The sequence below is a fragment of the Shewanella spartinae genome, from assembly GCF_019457555.1.
GTDB lineage: Bacteria > Pseudomonadota > Gammaproteobacteria > Enterobacterales > Shewanellaceae > Shewanella > Shewanella loihica.
In genome coordinates this window covers 1500659-1517646 of the sequence record NZ_CP080418.1, presented here as the reverse complement: position 1 = coordinate 1517646, position 16988 = coordinate 1500659, and the positions used below count along the sequence as shown (strand labels likewise).

General features: G+C 45.0%; 19 protein-coding genes. 16 read left to right on the top strand and 3 right to left on the bottom strand.

Going from position 1 to position 16988, the window contains the following annotated elements; all coding sequences use genetic code 11:
- Positions 1-139 precede the first annotated feature (139 nt).
- Both K0I31_RS06695 and K0I31_RS06690 read left to right on the top strand, forming a co-directional pair.
- The gene (locus tag K0I31_RS06695) at positions 140-1435 is read left to right on the top strand and encodes a motility associated factor glycosyltransferase family protein (RefSeq protein ID WP_220080311.1); all 1296 of its coding nucleotides are present in this window, start codon (positions 140-142) and stop codon (positions 1433-1435) included.
- Positions 1432-1695: a hypothetical protein gene (locus K0I31_RS06690; RefSeq protein ID WP_258406585.1), complete on the top strand. Its 264-nt coding sequence runs from the start codon at positions 1432-1434 to the stop codon at positions 1693-1695. The genes K0I31_RS06695 and K0I31_RS06690 overlap by 4 nt, the downstream gene beginning before the upstream one ends.
- On the opposite strand, the gene K0I31_RS06685 is transcribed toward K0I31_RS06690, so the two are convergent.
- Positions 1678-2700, bottom strand: coding sequence for a ketoacyl-ACP synthase III (locus K0I31_RS06685; RefSeq protein WP_220080310.1), 1023 nt, complete (start codon positions 2698-2700; stop codon positions 1678-1680). The genes K0I31_RS06690 and K0I31_RS06685 overlap by 18 nt on opposite strands.
- Before the next feature lie 132 nt (positions 2701-2832).
- Here K0I31_RS06685 and K0I31_RS06680 point away from each other — a divergent pair, with 132 nt between their 5' ends.
- The 14 genes from K0I31_RS06680 (at position 2833) to K0I31_RS06615 (ending at position 14839) form a co-directional block, all read left to right on the top strand.
- Complete coding sequence (locus K0I31_RS06680; RefSeq protein WP_011865134.1) at positions 2833-3924, top strand: 3-oxoacyl-ACP synthase III family protein; 1092 nt, start codon at positions 2833-2835, stop codon at positions 3922-3924.
- Entirely contained in the window at positions 3924-4676 is a 753-nt protein-coding gene (locus K0I31_RS06675; protein WP_220080309.1) for an SDR family NAD(P)-dependent oxidoreductase, read from the top strand. The genes K0I31_RS06680 and K0I31_RS06675 overlap by 1 nt, the downstream gene beginning before the upstream one ends.
- Positions 4654-5724: a UDP-2,4-diacetamido-2,4,6-trideoxy-beta-L-altropyranose hydrolase gene (gene pseG / locus K0I31_RS06670; RefSeq protein WP_011865132.1), complete on the top strand. Its 1071-nt coding sequence runs from the start codon at positions 4654-4656 to the stop codon at positions 5722-5724. Before K0I31_RS06675 ends, pseG begins: the two co-directional genes overlap by 23 nt.
- On the top strand, positions 5721-6830 hold the full coding sequence (locus tag K0I31_RS06665) for an aromatic ring-hydroxylating oxygenase subunit alpha (RefSeq protein WP_220080308.1): 1110 nt from the start codon (positions 5721-5723) through the stop codon (positions 6828-6830). The genes pseG and K0I31_RS06665 overlap by 4 nt, the downstream gene beginning before the upstream one ends.
- A 1-nt stretch (position 6831) precedes the next feature.
- On the top strand, positions 6832-7908 hold the full coding sequence (pseI, locus tag K0I31_RS06660) for a pseudaminic acid synthase (RefSeq protein ID WP_220080307.1): 1077 nt from the start codon (positions 6832-6834) through the stop codon (positions 7906-7908).
- Positions 7909-8646, top strand: a complete 738-nt coding sequence (locus K0I31_RS06655; protein ID WP_220080306.1) for a cytidylyltransferase domain-containing protein — start codon at positions 7909-7911, stop codon at positions 8644-8646.
- An 84-nt stretch (positions 8647-8730) separates the two neighbouring features.
- A complete protein-coding gene (locus K0I31_RS06650; protein ID WP_220080305.1) occupies positions 8731-8964 on the top strand; it encodes an acyl carrier protein in 234 nt (77 codons plus the stop codon).
- 18 nt (positions 8965-8982) lie between these two features.
- Positions 8983-9744 (top strand): SDR family NAD(P)-dependent oxidoreductase, encoded by a 762-nt coding sequence (locus tag K0I31_RS06645; RefSeq protein WP_220080788.1) that lies wholly within the window; start codon positions 8983-8985, stop codon positions 9742-9744.
- 9 nt (positions 9745-9753) lie between these two features.
- Positions 9754-10320, top strand: coding sequence for a UDP-4-amino-4,6-dideoxy-N-acetyl-beta-L-altrosamine N-acetyltransferase (gene pseH, locus K0I31_RS06640; RefSeq protein WP_011865126.1), 567 nt, complete (start codon positions 9754-9756; stop codon positions 10318-10320).
- Complete coding sequence (locus tag K0I31_RS06635) at positions 10317-10562, top strand: hypothetical protein (protein WP_011865125.1); 246 nt, start codon at positions 10317-10319, stop codon at positions 10560-10562. The genes pseH and K0I31_RS06635 overlap by 4 nt, the downstream gene beginning before the upstream one ends.
- Positions 10562-11704: an AMP-binding protein gene (locus K0I31_RS06630; protein WP_220080304.1), complete on the top strand. Its 1143-nt coding sequence runs from the start codon at positions 10562-10564 to the stop codon at positions 11702-11704. The genes K0I31_RS06635 and K0I31_RS06630 overlap by 1 nt, the downstream gene beginning before the upstream one ends.
- On the top strand, positions 11704-12432 hold the full coding sequence (locus tag K0I31_RS06625; RefSeq protein WP_220080303.1) for an SDR family NAD(P)-dependent oxidoreductase: 729 nt from the start codon (positions 11704-11706) through the stop codon (positions 12430-12432). Before K0I31_RS06630 ends, K0I31_RS06625 begins: the two co-directional genes overlap by 1 nt.
- 10 nt (positions 12433-12442) lie before the next feature.
- On the top strand, positions 12443-13633 hold the full coding sequence (locus K0I31_RS06620) for a class I SAM-dependent methyltransferase (protein WP_220080302.1): 1191 nt from the start codon (positions 12443-12445) through the stop codon (positions 13631-13633).
- A complete protein-coding gene (locus K0I31_RS06615) occupies positions 13634-14839 on the top strand; it encodes a class I SAM-dependent methyltransferase (RefSeq protein WP_220080301.1) in 1206 nt (401 codons plus the stop codon).
- On the opposite strand, the gene pseC is transcribed toward K0I31_RS06615, so the two are convergent.
- Positions 14823-15989 (bottom strand): UDP-4-amino-4,6-dideoxy-N-acetyl-beta-L-altrosamine transaminase, encoded by a 1167-nt coding sequence (gene pseC / locus K0I31_RS06610; RefSeq protein ID WP_220080300.1) that lies wholly within the window; start codon positions 15987-15989, stop codon positions 14823-14825. The genes K0I31_RS06615 and pseC overlap by 17 nt on opposite strands.
- Positions 15989-16987 (bottom strand): UDP-N-acetylglucosamine 4,6-dehydratase (inverting), encoded by a 999-nt coding sequence (pseB, locus tag K0I31_RS06605; RefSeq protein WP_011865119.1) that lies wholly within the window; start codon positions 16985-16987, stop codon positions 15989-15991. Before pseB ends, pseC begins: the two co-directional genes overlap by 1 nt.
- Position 16988: the final 1 nt, after the last annotated feature.

The window sequence follows — 16988 nt, the reverse complement described above, 5'->3', positions numbered from 1 at the left end:
AAATACATCATAAGATGTTGAATAATAAAGAATGATTAAAAATCATCAATTTTCGTTAAAGTCGCTAAAGCTCTCCTGTGGGGAGACCAGTTAGTGAACTAGCCTAATAGATGAAGCATGACTTCGAGGGACAGTGTCAATGACTGAGCTTTTTAATGCCAATCTCAACATCATCAGCCAGCGTTGGCCTATCATTGCCTCTGCACTTCAACACGCATCTTTCGATCATTTAGATGCCGCTCTTGTTACCGGCCAAACTCAAACCATTAGCGTTAATGGCATTCAACTAAGTAGCCGCCACGATAGAATGGCCGAAGCACGTCTATTTATCGAACAGCTTCCCAGCGGCTGCAAGCATGTCGCAGTGTACGGTATCGGTATGGGCGATGTACCTAGCTTGCTGATAGATAATCCTCAATTACAGCAAATACTTATCTGCCCACTAAATATCGCGCTGTTTGCTTTATTGCTTTCTTACACAGATCAGAGTGAATGGCTGAACGATAAAAGAGTCGTTTTGGTGCACCAACTCGAGCAGAACAAGCTGGCAACTCATTATATTGCCATTACGCCCGACCTACTCCTGGTTGATGATGAAAATGCAAAGTTAAGAGACCTATTGGTCTTAGAAAATAATCGTGCATATGCCAACAAACACCACACGATAGACAATCCAGAAATTCAGCAACGTTTACTTGAAAACCTATCGGCAATTGAACAGGATCCAGATGCTGCAACGCTGAAAATGACTCACCATCAATCTCATGCTCATCTGATTGGAGCAGGCCCGACGCTAGAAACACATTACTCCTATCTGCTCAGGCAACGCGCTCTGCCGATTGGGCAACGCCCCTTGATGATTGCCGTTGATACATCATTAAAGGCGTTAACTGAAAATAAAATCATTCCAGACATAGTAGTTTCTATTGACAGTAAAATAACCTTGGAACACTTCCCTGAAAACATACCGGAAGATATAACCCTAGTTTACTTTCCTACACTATCAAAAGAGGTGATATCTAATTGGCTAGGCCCCAAATTCAATGCCTACTCAACCAGCCCTATTTACGATCAATTAGCTAAGCACCACCAAAAAATCAGGCTATTTACCAACGGCAGCGTCATCCACCCCGCGATTGATCTGGCGGTAACATTGGGAATCAAAGAAATCACATTATTTGGCTGTGATTTTTGTTACCCCAATAATAAAACCCACGCCCATTGGGAAGACGGCATGTTAGGACCTTCGACTCAATTGCAGAAAAAACATTGGGTTCTCAATGGCCATGGCAAACGTGTCGCCACAGATCTCAACTTTAGAGCTTATCTTCGCAGTCTGGAACACTATATTCGCATTCATCCCAAAGTGAAATTCTACCAATCGAGTTTAGAAGGGGCCAGAATAATTGGCGCACAGTACAAGGAGTTAGTTTGAATATAAAAGAGACATATGCAGTAATTACAAGTGACTTTGTTGAAGCCGCTCACGCGTTTCGATTAGGCCAGGAAGCAGAAGGCTCTCAGCGGTTGCGCGAAGGACTAGATCTATTAGAACCCCTTCTCAGCTCACACCCAAGGGCACAAGTGATTTTTCAATTGATTCCTAATATGCTAGCAGCTCAGGAGCGCCATGACTGGTTAGGGCTTGCGGACTACTTAGAACACGAATTAAGCGCGCTATTGAGCCAGACTTAGATCTATAACCTGGCAAACTTTAAGCTTGGTTAGTGTTAAAGCAACCGTCCCCCAAGACCAACCAACGCCAAATCCAGACAGTACCAAGTTTACGCTTCCCTTTAGCAGCGGTTCACTTAAACTTAACCCTAATGCCAAAGGTATGGATGCAGAGCTGGTATTACCGACTTCCCCCATAGATATAACTAGCTGTTCATGTGTTAAACCTAACTTGTCTCCTAATCGCTTTAGCATCATTTCGTTTGCTTGATGCATTACACAATAATCGACATCAGCGTTTTGCCAGCCCTTAGCGGCTAAACAGGCTGTGATTGAAGAGGGAACTTCCCTTAGGGTGAACACAAATACCTGCATGCCATCCATAAAGAGTTCAGGGGATTCACCGGGAGAGAGCGCTCCCCCTTTAGGTTGAATAAGATAAGGCGCTCCGGCACCATCGGTTCCTAGCGAGAACACCATCTCATCGCTTTCCATGCACTTTTCAATTGCGATAGCGCTAACCGCATCACCAAATAATGAGGATACCGCTCGATTATCCTGACGATATTGATGTGTCGTTGTATCCCCCACAACCAATAGCGCTTTACCCTTTGACAGTCCTGCTACTAACTGGGCAACTTGCCATAAACCATAAACAAACCCTGAACATCCCAAGTTTACATCATAGGCGATAGTATCTTTGCTCAAGCCAAGCTGATGTTGCAACTGGACTGCATTCCCTGGCAAAGGGTAATCCGGGGTTTGGGTAACAAAGACGACGAGCGAAATCTCTTCCGGCTTCCAATCCATTGCATCTATCAATGATTCACACGCTACTTTACCAAGCGATAACGCGGTTTGGTCAGCTGAAGCAACACGTCTTGCGCGAATCCCAGTCGAGGCAACAATACGAGCCATCTCTTCTCTTGCACTACTCGAAGATTCATCAACATTTTCACAACTAATTTCAGGTAAGACGGAGACAATGCCTGTGATCGACACCTTGTTCACGGAAGTAATGGTCATTTCTTATCCCTGATTTTTCACTATATAGCAAAAGGTTAGTGCACTTTTGGCGCAAGCACGGCACTTTCAAGCTATATTATTCAATGTTATAGTTAAAACCAACATTATTCGTTTAATTCAACAGGGTTATTTATGGAAGCTGTGATTAAGTCAGTTAAAATTGCAGGAATGCAAGCCGCTGTTCCCCCCCATAGACATTCATATGTAGAAACACCCGACATATTCACCCAAGAAGAAGCCGATAAGATTTATGCCAGTACTGGTATTCATAGCCGACGAATACTCCCCAAACACCTCTGTGCATCTGACATGTGTATTGCTGCGGCGCAAAGACTACTAGAAAGGCTTGATTGGGCCCCCGAATCAATAGATGTATTAATTTATGTATCTCAAGATGCAGATTATGCGCTGCCGGCAACAGCTTGTTTAATGCAACACAGGCTCGGGCTTCCGCAAACTGCTGCATGTTTAGATGTCAGTCTTGGCTGCTCTGGTTTTGTGTACGCCACATGGATAGCCAGTCAACTGCTCAATAGCTCAAGCGGTAAGAGAGCCTTGGTTCTGTGCGGAGATACCTCTAGTCGTCACCTACTTCCTGATGACCGTGGAACCCTGCCACTGTTCGGCGATGCAGGCGTCGCTACCGCTTTAGAATATGATGAAAATTGGCCAGATTCTTATGCCGTCTACGGTACTGATGGTACCGGCGGCCAGCACATAGCGGTAAAGGCGGGTGGACGCCGCGTACCTACCATGCCAGAACGAGAACCGAGATCAACAGAGGAAGAAGAAAGGCTCTACAAAGATTCCAGACTCTACCTCAATGGAGCTGCGGTATTTTCATTTACCTTAAGAGTCGTTCCTAAACTCATCAAGGAAACCTTGGCCCTAGCCAATATTGAAGCCGATGATTTAGACATGGTTGTAATGCATCAGGCAAACCAGTTTATTCTTGAGCATCTTCGTAAGAAAGCTAAAGTGGCCGAAGAAAAATACTTGATTGATATGGCCGACTTTGGAAACACTTCCAGCGCCTCGGTGCCACTTGCGATCTGTCATAAGCTCACCAATTTCTTCACCAATGAGACGAAAAAAGTGATGCTTGGCGGATTCGGAGTCGGATGGTCTTGGGGCGCCATTATCACAGATATTGGTCCCATCGTAGCCCCAGAATTAATTGAAATATCTGACGATTTTGAACCATTAACTTTAGTGCAATCATAATGGATCTCACCAACAAACTTTATATAGTCACAGGCGCTGCTGCGGACTCAGATATTGGCCTCACAATTTGTCAAAAGCTTGATAATTGTGGGGCAAAATTAATTCTTGTGGGACGTCGAGAACACGCACTGCAGGAGACATTGAGTATGCTGAAGGGGAAAGAACACATAGTGTGCCCTTTTGACCTTAGTGAACTGCAAAATATTACGACTTGGGCAAAATCTATCGTCACGCAATATGGTGCGATAGATGGGCTAGTACATAGCGCGAGCTTTCAAGGGTACAGCCCACTAAGAGGTATTACTCCCAAGCAGATCCATCAATACCTAGATATAAACTTCTCTGCTGCTGTTATGCTTACCTCTGCCTTTTCCAAAGCCAGACACTTTAATCCAGGGGCAAGTTTTATCTTCATCGGCTCTGCGGCTGGACAGAGAGGGCTAAAAGCAAGAACGCTCTACGCCGCATCTAAGGCTGCACTCTCGTCTATGGTACAGTCGGCGGCCTTAGAGCTAGCCGCTAAACAGATTAGAGTAAATTGCGTCGCCCCGGCTCTGGTATCTGGTGCCAAGGCTGAACAACAATTTGCTACGCTCGGCGTGGAGCTAAGCCAACGATTAATCGAAGCCCATCCACTTGGACTAAGCACACCAGAAGATGTCGCAAACAGTGTTTACTTTTTATTAAGCGATCTAAGTCGCAATACTACTGGCATCACGCTCGCTGTAGATGGTGGATTCCTTGCCGGCTAAGCCTAAAGCCGCTTTTTACGGTAACAATTCCCACCGAATTGGCGCCGGACACATTATGCGCCTCTACGCCCTAGCTGAAGCTGCCGCAAATCAATTTGATATTTGGTTTGTCTATAAGACCTGCAGCGATGCGCTACTGAGTAAACTTAAACGGGCTAATTTTAATCTGCTCCAAATATCATCTAGCTTGACCGGTAGCGAATTAAAACAGCATAAATTCGACACAATAATAGTCGATGACTACGAGTTAACTGGCAACGAATGGCATCAACTTGTAAGTACTGGAAGCTACCTCGTTAAACTGGATGATGCCCTTGATGATGACCCAATACTAGCCGATTTAATTATCAACCCTGCACCTAACTGTACCCAAACGGATTATCAAAGCAGGGCACCGCATGCTAACTACTGCCTTGGGCCACATTTTACCTATTTAAGACGAGAGTTTACGACTTGCCATTTTACACCGTTAATGGCGCGCCCTAACCTTTTAATCTCGTTGGGTGGTACTGATACCAAATCATTAGCCCTACCGCTATCTAAAGCCCTACTAAAGACTTTAAACCAATGTCAGGTACAATTACTCTTGGGAAAACCTCATCAAGATCAAATTGCCCTAGAAGCTCTGACACGAGAACAGGTAAATTTTTCACTTATTTGCGACCCACAATCTGTTGCTGAAGTGATGACGCTATCAGGATTAGCCATATCGGCGGCAGGAGGAACCCTTGGAGAACTAGCCAGCCAAGGCGTACCAACTCTTGCCTTGGTAACCGTCGACAACCAGCTACCAGCCTTAACCTCGCCCTTGAATAATACCTGGTATCAGGCAATAGATTGCCGGCACTATGAACAATCTGAGCCGGAGAGTGAAAGTAACCTAGCGCTCATCAATGAAATAGCAACTCAGGCCTACGCACTTTGGCATAATAAATGCTGTCGACAACTAATGAGTGATAAGGCTCGTCAACTGATTGACGGCCAAGGCTGCCAAAGAGTAATAGATAGATTAGTTATTGGCCTAGAAGAGAAGTCGAAACACCAATGATTGCAAAACAATCCTTACATCCAGAACACTACTATGACGCGAAAACACTTGAGGTTGAACAGACCCAGGTATTCGAAAAGAGTTGGGTATTTGTCGGTTTTAAAGACCAGATCTCTCAAAATCATGATTTCATTACATTACAGGTAGGTAACACCCCTGTTGTGGTGCAAAACTTTAATGGCGAGCTCAGTGCACTACTCAACGTATGCAGCCATCGCAAGGCAAAACTTCAAACAGCACAACGTGGTAACAGACCACTGCTTTGCCCATACCATTGTTGGAGTTACAAGAGCGATGGCGCCCTTAGTGGGGTACCACAAAATCGTACTGACTTTGGCTTGGATGATTTAGCCAAGAAAAAACTCGCCCTAAAACAGTTTAATCTGGCTAGTTGCGGTAACATGTTGTTTGTTCGCGTTGCCAAAGAAGGTCCAAGATTAGATGAATTTTTAGGCCCTTATTTCAATGTATTAGAAGAAATATCCAATGATTTCGTCGACCCAGTGCAACAAGGCAATTATCATTGGGAAACAAATTGGAAGCTAGCCTGCGAGACGGTTCTCGAAGTCTATCATGTAGCCGGGACTCACCCCGAAACCTTTGCCAAATTTGCCAAACCTGAAGTTGAGGTTGCTCATTTTAATGGACATACGACAGGCAACACTCCATTGCAAGACGCACCAAAGAAATGGTGGGCAGGCGCCAGGAAGCATCTCAAACTCGAGCAAAGCACTTCCTACAGTGAATACAATCATTTTTTCATCTATCCCAATTTAGCTATTGGACTGACCAACGGTTCGCTCATGTCACTGCAAACTTATGAGCCCAAAGGAAGCACTCAGTCTCAGCTGAATTTTCAATTACGTATGATGAGAAGAGTAGATGGAGGCGCTACCAGCGATGCGGTTAAGGCGGCGATCAAGGCAAACTTTACTGAATTCAATCATACCATCTTAGAAGAAGACAGATTGGTAGCAGAATCATGTCAGGCTAATATGCAGAGCATTGACTCTGCTGGGATACTGGGCAAATGCGAGGAGAGAATTCTGCATTTTCATGACGCCTGGCGTCACGATGTCCAGCCCCATTTACCATTGAGGGATTAAGATGTTTACGCCTAACATTTCTATAAATGGCCGGCAGATAGGTCCACAACATAAACCTTATGTGATAGCCGAACTGTCGGGGAATCACAAAGGTAGTCTGTCTAAAGCGCTTAGCATGATAGATGCAGCAGCAGCCACAGGGGTTGATGCCATCAAGATACAGACCTATAGCGCAGATACCATTACACTTGACCACGATAGCCCAGAATTCCTGCTACAGGGAGGCTTATGGGCGGGCAGAACCTTATATGACCTTTATCAAGAAGCACATACGCCATGGGAATGGCATGAGGCACTATTTGAACGAGCAAAACAAAATAACATAGTGCTGTTTTCATCTCCGTTCGATCTATCGGCAATTGAACTGCTTGAGTCTCTAAACTGCCCGGCCTATAAAATTGCTTCGTTTGAGATCAATGATATCGGCCTCATCACAGCCGCTGCGAAAACCGGTAAGCCACTCATCATCTCGACAGGTTTGGCGACACTCGCCGAAATTGAAGAAGCCGTTGAGGCAGTTGCCGATGCGGGCGGTAACCAACTGGCCCTGCTGCATTGTATTAGTGGTTATCCAACGCCTATTGAAGATTGCAATCTGCGCACGCTCACAGACTTATGTCAACGTTTCGATTTTCCTATCGGTCTAAGCGATCACACTTTAGAAACCACGGCAGCCATAACGGCGATTGCGCTAGGGGCTAGTATTATTGAAAAACACTTCACTCTCGATAGAAACGATGGCTCTGTTGATGCCGCCTTTTCTCTGGAACCCGATGCATTTGCAACATTGAAACAAGAGGTGGACAAAGCCCATCTCGCCCTAGGCCATGCCGGTTATGAGATTAAACCGAGTGAGGCGGGTGGTCGCGATTTTCGTCGTTCACTCTACGTTAGCCAAGCTATCAAGAAGGGAGAGTCTTTCACTCGCGACAATGTACGTTCGGTAAGACCTGCACATGGATTGCACACTCGCTATCTGCCTCAAATACTGGGGCAAAAGGCATCCCAAGATATTGCCTTTGGTGAACCAATGAGAGAGAGCTATCTCTCCAAGCCCTTGGTTAAACGAGAGGATTAAATGCGCGTAATCTGCATCACACAAGCGCGAATGGGATCAAGCCGATTACCAGGTAAAGTACTGACTCCCATTGCCAATAAGCCTATGCTCGAATATCACATCGAGAGAGTTGCTCAATCACATCTCATTGATACCCATATTATCGCGACTACGATCGAAGATAATGACCAGGCTATCGCCGATTATTGCCATACCAAGCAACTGCAGTGTTTTAGAGGAGATGAGCAGGACGTTTTACAAAGGTTCTACGAGGCGGCACTTTCAGTGGGTGCAGAGCAAGAAGACATTATCATACGCCTTACAGGTGATTGTCCGTTGATCTGCCCAGAATTAATCGATCAAGCCATTCGTAAGCATCAAACGGGGGATCCCGCCCAATATACGCACATTAGCCTGGCCTTTTTTCCTAGGGGATTTGATGTAGAAGTATTTAGTATGCATAGCCTTACTCTGGCATTTCAACATGCTCACACTCAGGCACAACGAGAACATGTAACACTATTTCTCTATACCCAACCAGACGCCCAAATAATACCAATTGAAACAGGAAAGGCCTCTTGGGGTGAGTTTAGGCTTTGCGTAGACGAAATAGACGACCTACGTCTGGTCGAACAAACCATCCAATTATTAGGCGAAAATTGGCTCACAGCAGATCATAAAACAATTTGCAAACTGCTGACAGACAATCCGGAGCTCGCCCAAATCAACAAACATGTCGCGCAGCGCATTGCACATTAAGATAAATCATTCCTGTGCGCTGCCGATAAAGTAAATAACAATAGTTTTAATATAAAGAACATAAATAACTCGAGGTAACATATTATGAACAAACAAGAATTTTTAAATGCCCTAGAAGAGATCCTTGAACTGGACGAGAATACGCTTAAGGGGGATGAGGTCTTGATGGACATAGAGCAATGGGATTCTTTGGCATTTCTAAGCGTCATCGCCATGGCCGATGAGCACTTCGATATAGTGATTCAAGGTGACAAGTTAGAAGAGATCAACACTGTCGGCGATCTTGTCAGTTTAGTAGAAGAACATCTAGCCGCCTAAGGCGATTACACTACCGTGATGAATGTCAATCCAATGGATTTCAGTGGCAAGCGAGTGCTTGTCACTGGCGCCTCCGCAGGCATAGGAAAGGCTTGTGCCATATTGTTTTCCCAACTCGGTGCTAAGGTTATTCTCAATGGCCGTAACTCAAAAGCACTCGAACAAACGCTCACCGAATTAAGCGGTAATGGCCACGTTTGTGCACCTTTCGACATGGCCGACACAGATAAGCTTACCGACTGGGTGAAAATGCTGGTGAAAGAACATGGTTATTTAGACGGTTTTGTACACTGTGCAGGTATACAAATCACCAAACCGATCCGACTTTTCGACCAAGCCTTCTTTGACGAAACCATGCATGTCAACCTGGCTAGCGCCATGGCTATTAGCAAAGGCTTCAGACTAAAACGTGATCGTTCAAAACAAGGTGCGATAGTATTTGTCTCCTCCATCGCCGGATTAATAGGCCAAACAGGAAACACGCTTTATGGTGCAAGCAAGGCAGGACTGATGTCTCTAACCAGAGGTCTCGCCATGGAATTGCTTAGGGATAACATCAGGGTAAACTGTGTCGCACCAGCATTGGTCGCAACAGAAATGGCGACTCGTACTCAAGAGAGCATGACAGAAGCACAGTTTCAACATATGTTAGATCAGCATCCAATGGGCTTAGGCCAACCCGAAGATGTCGCTAATGCGGTTGCCTTTCTCCTGAGTGACGCCGCTAAATGGATCAATGCAGTGACCTTGCCCGTTGAAGGTGGATATTTAGCAAATTAAGAAGAAGATATGGCATTAAACTTTAAGCGTGTAGATGTAAACGATGCCGAGCTGTTGCTTAAGTGGCGTACGACTCCGGAAATCACTAAACACATGTTTACCGATCTCGAAAATCCGTCGGTAGACAAGCAGCGGGCTTGGATAGAATCTTTAGCGAAGCGAGATGATTACCGAGCCTACATGATACAAGATGATGGTGTCTCTATTGGCTTCTTATGTTTCTCAGATATAGACAGATTTCACCAACGTTGCAGCACAGGTTCCTATATTTATGAGCGTCAGGCTCGACTTAAATATGGCGTCACCATGCACACTTATATCTGCAACTACGTGTTTCACCAACTTAAGCTAAACAAAATAGTTAACTATGTACTCGACGCCAATGAAAAAGTGGTCAAGCTACAAACGTTACACAAGACCAGGCTTGTCGGTCACCTTAAACAACATATCTACAAAAATGGTGAGTTTTTAGACGTCCATATCTTTGAACAATTGAGGCAAGATTGGCTCAGTCAGAAACAACATTTTAGCTTGGAAAAAATTTCAGCAGCCTTTAACGATTGGAATAATGCATGAGTAAAATTGCAGATATCATAATGAAAGAAACCAGACTGATCATTGAGAATAAGGGAGAAATCTGTCCTGACTTCGATCAACAAGCTGAGTTTCTGTCCGACCTTCCTATGGACTCATTGGATCTGGCAACCCTAATTGTCAGCCTGGAGCTTAACACTGGGCTCGATCCATTTAGGGACGGTTTCAAGCAGTTCCATAGCATCGCCGAACTGATCACTCTATACGAAAATACGGCCGCTTAATGTTCACAATCCCCCGAGGTTTCACCCTAGTTGAGCAAGGAAGTCAATTCAGTAGCGACTCATTTCAGCCTCAGTCCTACCTACAAGGACGGAAATTCATCGAAATTACGGCCGGTTCGACGACTAACGGTAAGCCGTTAGTCAAAGAGATGATACAAGCTATCATCGACGGCCAGACCGCTAACATTCCTGTCATCTTTAATCGCACTCAACAGGAGATCAATCTCGATGAACTGCCAGAACATTTTGCCGTTGGCTTACTAACCTCTGGGACAACGGGAAAGCCCAAATTAGTTTTTCATCGACTCGAAAAGCTTCTACCCAAGAATCTAAAAAGCCAAACAAAAGAGAACACTCGCTGGCTACTTTGTTATCATCCAATGAGCTTTGCCGGACTTCAGGTCATCTTACAAGCAATTGTAAGCCAAGATCTTTTAGTCGCATCAGTTGATACCAATCTACAAGCCAAGGCTCAACTGGCGATTAGTCAGGATATTAATGCAATAAGTGCGACCCCCTCCATGATGCGGGCCATGTTGCTTTGTTGGCATCTAACAAGGCCGCCACTAACCATCATCAGTCTTGGGGGAGAAATTGCCGATCAGCGTACTTTAGATAGCATTAGACAAAGTTTCCCTGAGGCCCAGCTAAGGCATATCTATGCTACGACAGAGGCTGGCGTGATCTTTTCAATAAAAGACGGCATAGAAGGATTCCCACTTAGCTGGTTACAGCAAACATTTAATGGCTGGCAAATTTCGGCTAACAACACACTGCACCTCGACAATGGCTTAGTCGAAATAGATACCGGCGATCGCATTAGATTAACCCAAGACAGAGTGATATTTGTCGGTAGAGAAGACAATCTAGTCAATGTCGGCGGTGTTAAAGTTAACCTTGAAACACTCGAGCAAGAGATCCTTGCTATTGAGGAAATTTTCGATGCCCGAGTATTTGCAAAGTCAAACCCAATCACGGGGGCACTAATCTGCCTAGAATGTTGTGCAACAGATGAAACCAAGGCCAGAGAAGCACTTAAAACCTGGTCACTTGGACGCGATCCTGCTGCAACGCCACGCATCATTCGCTTTAGCGAGCAGATCACTCTGTCAGCCAGTGGTAAAAAAGTGAGAACAAATTAATGAAACATATCATTGTGACCGGTGGCAGCAGAGGCCTAGGTTTGGCCATAGTGGCTCACCTGTTAGCGCAAGGCTATAAAGTCTCAACTTGCAGCCGAAAACCAACGTCAGCCATAGAGTCACTGGAACAGAGTAATCCAAACTTTAAATGGTTTCCCTGTGAAATTGGAAACGCAGAGCAAACATCGCAATTTGTTAAAGAGGCCTGCATCTGGGCTAATGAATCGCCTCTTTGGGGGCTGATCAACAATGCGGGGATCGCCAAAGAAGGAGTACTAGCGACGTTTCCCAACATTGAGTCTGACGCGCTGATACAAGTAAACCTAAACGGGGCGCTCTATACAGCCCGGGAAGTGCTACGTGTATTCTTACGTCAAAACAGTGCCGGTAGAATTATCAATATTAGCTCGATAATTGGCAGTCGAGGCTACACGGGGCTCGCCGCCTACTCGGCCTCAAAGGCAGGTTTAGACGGCCTAACTAGAGCACTGGCAAGAGAGAACGGACGCCGAAACATTACTGTCAACTCCATTGCACCTGGCTACCTGGATACTGAGATGTCATCAACGCTCTCAGATAAGAAACGAGACCAGATCATACGCCGCACTCCAATGCATAGATTAGGTAAGGTCGACGATATCACTCCAGCGATCAGCTTTTTGCTATCCGATGGGGCCGCCTTTATTACCGGGCAGACACTCACCATTGATGGCGGAATCACTAACTAGGAACTGGGTTATGAAACAGGCGCATTGCCAACTTTGTAAACAACAGAATTGGCTAATATTTTCTGCAATTCCCTTTGGCATATGGGATAAGGACAGCAAACAGCTTTCACGACAAAACTCCAATTATCCCCTGGGGAAATGTCAATCCTGTGGACACGTGCAAGTGAGCCTGATTTACACCAAGGAATTATTTGAGAAACTCTACTTTCATTCATCCCAAGAAGCCGTAATGTGGCACGAATCATTGGTAGGCAGTGAACGTCCCTACGAGGAGATGATTGACTTTGCCTTCAATGGCCAATACCCAACAACCATAGTGGACTTTGGATGTGGTGAGGGAAAACTGTTAGCGGCAGCAAAAGATATAGCTAAGCAGAGCAAACTAATCGGTATCGATTTTAACGACAGATTCTCTCAGCAAGATATCACCTATATGGCCTTCGATCTCAATGATCTTAGCCAGCTTTCCAATCACCTTTGGCCTGACGGCATTGATCTTGCCATGGCATCACATGTACTCGAACATGTTATTGACCCTGTCAGCTTTTTAGCAGAACTGAAAGCCAGGCTCAGCCCTTGCGGAAAGATTTTCATAGAAGTGCCAGACTTCACCCTCCGTCACGATGAAAAGTCTATTGGCATGAGTAATTTAGTTAATCTTCAACACATTCATTACTACACGCGAGATTCTCTGGCTTTTGCCGCTAAGCAGGCCGGATTAACCATAGTAAAGCAAGCTCAAATGACGACCGGCTATATCCCCAGGTTACAAATGCTACTTGAACCTCATAACGGGTCATTGGAGGAACAGGTTCCTTCTTTATTTAATGCCGCCGATGTCATCCTTCACTATCAATCATGCTGCCGTGATCTCAGAAATCGATTGGTAGGAAAGGTTAACGCAGCGCTCAATGAACAAAGTAAGGTAGGTCTTTGGGGGATCGGAGCTGACTTTTATAATATGCTAAACGAACACCCAGAGCTTACGGAACTCATAGCGAAAGGAGAGGTTGTATTATTTGATTACTCTCTCAAAGGTAAAGCATTACAACGCCAGCACATTCTAGGCAGCGACGAAATTCCCCAATTTAACCATCCTGTATTTATGACGCCTCAACTCGCTGAAACTAGAGTAAAAATGCACGTCATCAGCCGAGACTGGCCTAATGTAATTGACCCTTTTATCGACGGGAATGCCTAGATGCCAATCAATCAAGAACACCTGACTGACTGTAAACTGTGCAAAGCGCATTCGTGGGAGCTAGTAGCGACCTTAATTTCCGGCATTTGGGATAAACGCCATGATGAGCTAAACAGGGAAGAGTTACGTTTCCCTATTGGCCAATGTACCAAGTGCCATCATGTTCAGGTTGCAATCCCCTACACTCAGAGTATCTTCGATTCCCTCTATTTTTCTAACCAAGCTGAACCCGACATGTGGTGCGAAACGCCAAATGGTCAAAAATCTCCCTATGAAGAGATGCTCGAATTTATTGCTCCTTATATTCAAGATGGCGCGCATATCGTAGATTTTGGTGCGGGTGCAGGAACCACATTAAAGCATATTGAAAATACCCATAAAGAAAGGCAACTCACCCTAGCCAGTGTAGATTTTCACAATCATATTCAATCAGAAACCATCGAATACCTGAGTGCAGATCTTAATAAACTTGAGGCACTGCAAGCTGAATTTGTCACCCAGCCAATCTCTTTGGCGATTAGCACTCATGTGTTGGAACACCTAATTGATCCCATTCACTTTCTGACGCAGATAAGATCAATGTTAAGCGATGACGGGCATATTTTTATCGAAGTGCCTGATTGCAGCCCAGATGCATTCATTGAACATCTGGCCTTTACCAATCTAGTTCATGGGCAACATATTCACTATTACAGCAAAGATTCATTAGCCCAAATAGCCCGCTTGGCAGGCCTAAAGATTGACGCTTTACAGCAACTGACAACTGGTGATATTCCACGGCTATTAATACTGCTAAGTAAGACGACGCAAGAAAGTTCTACCACAGTCCTTCCCGTGACCTCGGGGGCCGATGTCGCTGTGGTCAAGCGTTTTAACGATTATCATGCCTTTCAGGATTCGTTGTTTAAGCAGATACAGCAAGCATTGATGTTAAATGACACTATTGGCATATGGGGCATAGGAGGTGATTTTTACCAATTAACCCAGAGCTATCCCGAGCTTATCGATTTGATACAAGCTAATAGCATCATTCTTTATGACTATGAGCTGGCTGGACATACCTATGTTGGTTCATCTATTCGATGCAGTTCGGCAATCGCCTCAACAAGGTATCCGGTTTTCATGTTGCCTTTATATGCACCAACCAGAGAAAAAATGCATCAGGTTTCTCAAAGTTGGTCGGCACAAGTTATCGATCCCTTTTAACCTTATCGAGCACAGCGGCCAAAGTTTCAATAACATAGTCCTGCTCTGAGTCGGTTAATGTCGGATACAAAGGTAAAGTTAAACAGCTAGCATAATAAGATTCGGCCTCGGGACAGTGGCCTTGGTTGAAACCTAAGCCCGTATAATAAGGCTGTAGATATACAGGGATATAATGCACATGCACGCCAATCCCGGCGGCTCTCATGGCATTAAATACTACCTTTCGATCAAGCTCTTTTGGCAAGCGAATGATGAAGAGATGATAAGCACTCAAACACTGCTCACTCGGCCGAATAAACTCAATATCTAATGCAGACAGGAAGAGATGATATCGCTGCACTAGCTCATTACGTCGTTTGACAAATTCCTGCAATCGCTGGATCTGGCTATTGCCTAATCCTGCTTGTAAATCTGTCATACGATAATTAAAACCCAGTGTATCCTGTTCATAGTACCAGTCTCCCTCTTCAGGCCTAGTCAACTCTTGAGGTAACTTAGAGATTCCATGACTGCGAAGACTAGCCATAGTTTTTGCCAATGCAGGGTCATTTGTAGTCGCCACTCCGCCTTCGCCAGTAGTGATAATTTTCACAGGATGAAAACTGAAAACACATATATCACTATATTCACAGCAACCTATAGGACGTCCTTGGTAACGACCTCCAATAGCGTGAGCTGCATCTTCTATGATCTTAATGCCATATGGCCTTACCAGCTCAGATAGGGCCTGCATATCGCAGCTATGGCCAGCCATATGTACGGGGATTATCACCTTAGGCAATTGACCAGCCTTTTCTGCAGCAACCAGCTTCATCGCTAATGCATCAATACTCAAATTGGCGGTATGGGCATCCACATCGATAAAGTCAACATCTGCTCCGCAGTAACGAGCACTGTTTGCCGAAGCGACGAAGGTAATGGGGCTTGTCCAGACAAGATCTCCCTCTTTGACGCCTAAAGCCAAACATGCAAGATGCAACATAGAGGTTGCGCTGTTTCCTGCTACCGCAAAGGACGCATCAGTCGCCTTACAGATATTACTTTCAAATAATGGAACCTGGGGACCCTGAGTTAAAAAGTCGCTGAGCAGCACCTGCTTCAAGGTTTCGAGATCCGAAGACGAAATATCTTGGCGACCATAAGGAATCATTAGGCCTTATCTCCGTCTAATAGCTTAATCTCATCTACGGTAAGAAAATGTGGATTATTACCCGAATGATATTCAAAACCTTGCTCAACCAAACTCCCTTTCTCACCCAATTGGTTTAACGAATAATCATGCTCCCGACCGAAAAAGGAGATACTCGGCGTGATCACAAAATGATCATCAAACTCAATGGTGTGGTGGGAATCATCTGCAGGGCACATGATTTCATGCATTTTTTCGCCGGGCCTGATGCCAACAATATCGTGGCTCAACCCTGGGCCATATGCCTGAGCGAGATCCGTTATTCGAACCGATGGAATTTTGGGGACAAATATCTCCCCCCCCTGCATACGTGAAAAGTTCTTCAGAACAAAATCGACTCCATCTTGTAAGGTGATCCAGAAACGTGTCATATCTGGGTGAGTGATGGGTAAAGACTGAGCCCCTTCCTTAATTAACTTCTGAAAAAAAGGAACCACAGATCCCCGTGAGCCGACTACATTGCCATATCTCACCGCAGAAAAGCGCGTCTCGCCATCGCCAACAATGTTGTTCCCGGCCACAAACAGTTTGTCTGACGCTAATTTGGTTGCACCATAGAGGTTAATGGGATTTGCAGCCTTATCGGTTGATAAGGCGATCACTTTCTTTACCTTGTTAGCGATTGCAGCCTTAATCACATTCTCAGCACCATGAATGTTGGTTTTGATACACTCCATGGGGTTATATTCTGCGGCAGGCACTTGCTTGATGGCCGCGGCATGAATCACGTAATCCACATCCTTAAAGGCTTGCATCATACGGTCACCATCACGGACATCCCCCAAAAAATATCGCATACAAGGCGCATTATAAATTTGCTGCATCTCATACTGCTTGAGTTCATCTCGCGATAAGATGATCAATCGCTTTGGACTGTATCTCTCTAAAATCGTCTTAGTATATTTCTGGCCAAAGGAGCCCGTACCGCCAGTTATCAGGATCGATTTATTGTTAAACATG

What these genes read in the sequence shown, in the direction of transcription:
- K0I31_RS06695 (WP_220080311.1), top strand. Translation starts at nt 140, where the DNA reads ATGACTGAGCTTTTTAATGCCAATCTCAACATCATCAGCCAGCGTTGG.
- K0I31_RS06685 (WP_220080310.1), bottom strand. Translation starts at nt 2,700, where the DNA reads ATGACCATTACTTCCGTGAACAAGGTGTCGATCACAGGCATTGTCTCC.
- K0I31_RS06680 (WP_011865134.1), top strand. Translation starts at nt 2,833, where the DNA reads ATGGAAGCTGTGATTAAGTCAGTTAAAATTGCAGGAATGCAAGCCGCT.
- K0I31_RS06675 (WP_220080309.1), top strand. Translation starts at nt 3,924, where the DNA reads ATGGATCTCACCAACAAACTTTATATAGTCACAGGCGCTGCTGCGGAC.
- pseG (WP_011865132.1), top strand. Translation starts at nt 4,654, where the DNA reads ATGGTGGATTCCTTGCCGGCTAAGCCTAAAGCCGCTTTTTACGGTAAC.
- K0I31_RS06665 (WP_220080308.1), top strand. Translation starts at nt 5,721, where the DNA reads ATGATTGCAAAACAATCCTTACATCCAGAACACTACTATGACGCGAAA.
- pseI (WP_220080307.1), top strand. Translation starts at nt 6,832, where the DNA reads ATGTTTACGCCTAACATTTCTATAAATGGCCGGCAGATAGGTCCACAA.
- K0I31_RS06655 (WP_220080306.1), top strand. Translation starts at nt 7,909, where the DNA reads ATGCGCGTAATCTGCATCACACAAGCGCGAATGGGATCAAGCCGATTA.
- K0I31_RS06650 (WP_220080305.1), top strand. Translation starts at nt 8,731, where the DNA reads ATGAACAAACAAGAATTTTTAAATGCCCTAGAAGAGATCCTTGAACTG.
- K0I31_RS06645 (WP_220080788.1), top strand. Translation starts at nt 8,983, where the DNA reads ATGAATGTCAATCCAATGGATTTCAGTGGCAAGCGAGTGCTTGTCACT.
- pseH (WP_011865126.1), top strand. Translation starts at nt 9,754, where the DNA reads ATGGCATTAAACTTTAAGCGTGTAGATGTAAACGATGCCGAGCTGTTG.
- K0I31_RS06635 (WP_011865125.1), top strand. Translation starts at nt 10,317, where the DNA reads ATGAGTAAAATTGCAGATATCATAATGAAAGAAACCAGACTGATCATT.
- K0I31_RS06630 (WP_220080304.1), top strand. Translation starts at nt 10,562, where the DNA reads ATGTTCACAATCCCCCGAGGTTTCACCCTAGTTGAGCAAGGAAGTCAA.
- K0I31_RS06625 (WP_220080303.1), top strand. Translation starts at nt 11,704, where the DNA reads ATGAAACATATCATTGTGACCGGTGGCAGCAGAGGCCTAGGTTTGGCC.
- K0I31_RS06620 (WP_220080302.1), top strand. Translation starts at nt 12,443, where the DNA reads ATGAAACAGGCGCATTGCCAACTTTGTAAACAACAGAATTGGCTAATA.
- K0I31_RS06615 (WP_220080301.1), top strand. Translation starts at nt 13,634, where the DNA reads ATGCCAATCAATCAAGAACACCTGACTGACTGTAAACTGTGCAAAGCG.
- pseC (WP_220080300.1), bottom strand. Translation starts at nt 15,989, where the DNA reads ATGATTCCTTATGGTCGCCAAGATATTTCGTCTTCGGATCTCGAAACC.
- pseB (WP_011865119.1), bottom strand. Translation starts at nt 16,987, where the DNA reads ATGTTTAACAATAAATCGATCCTGATAACTGGCGGTACGGGCTCCTTT.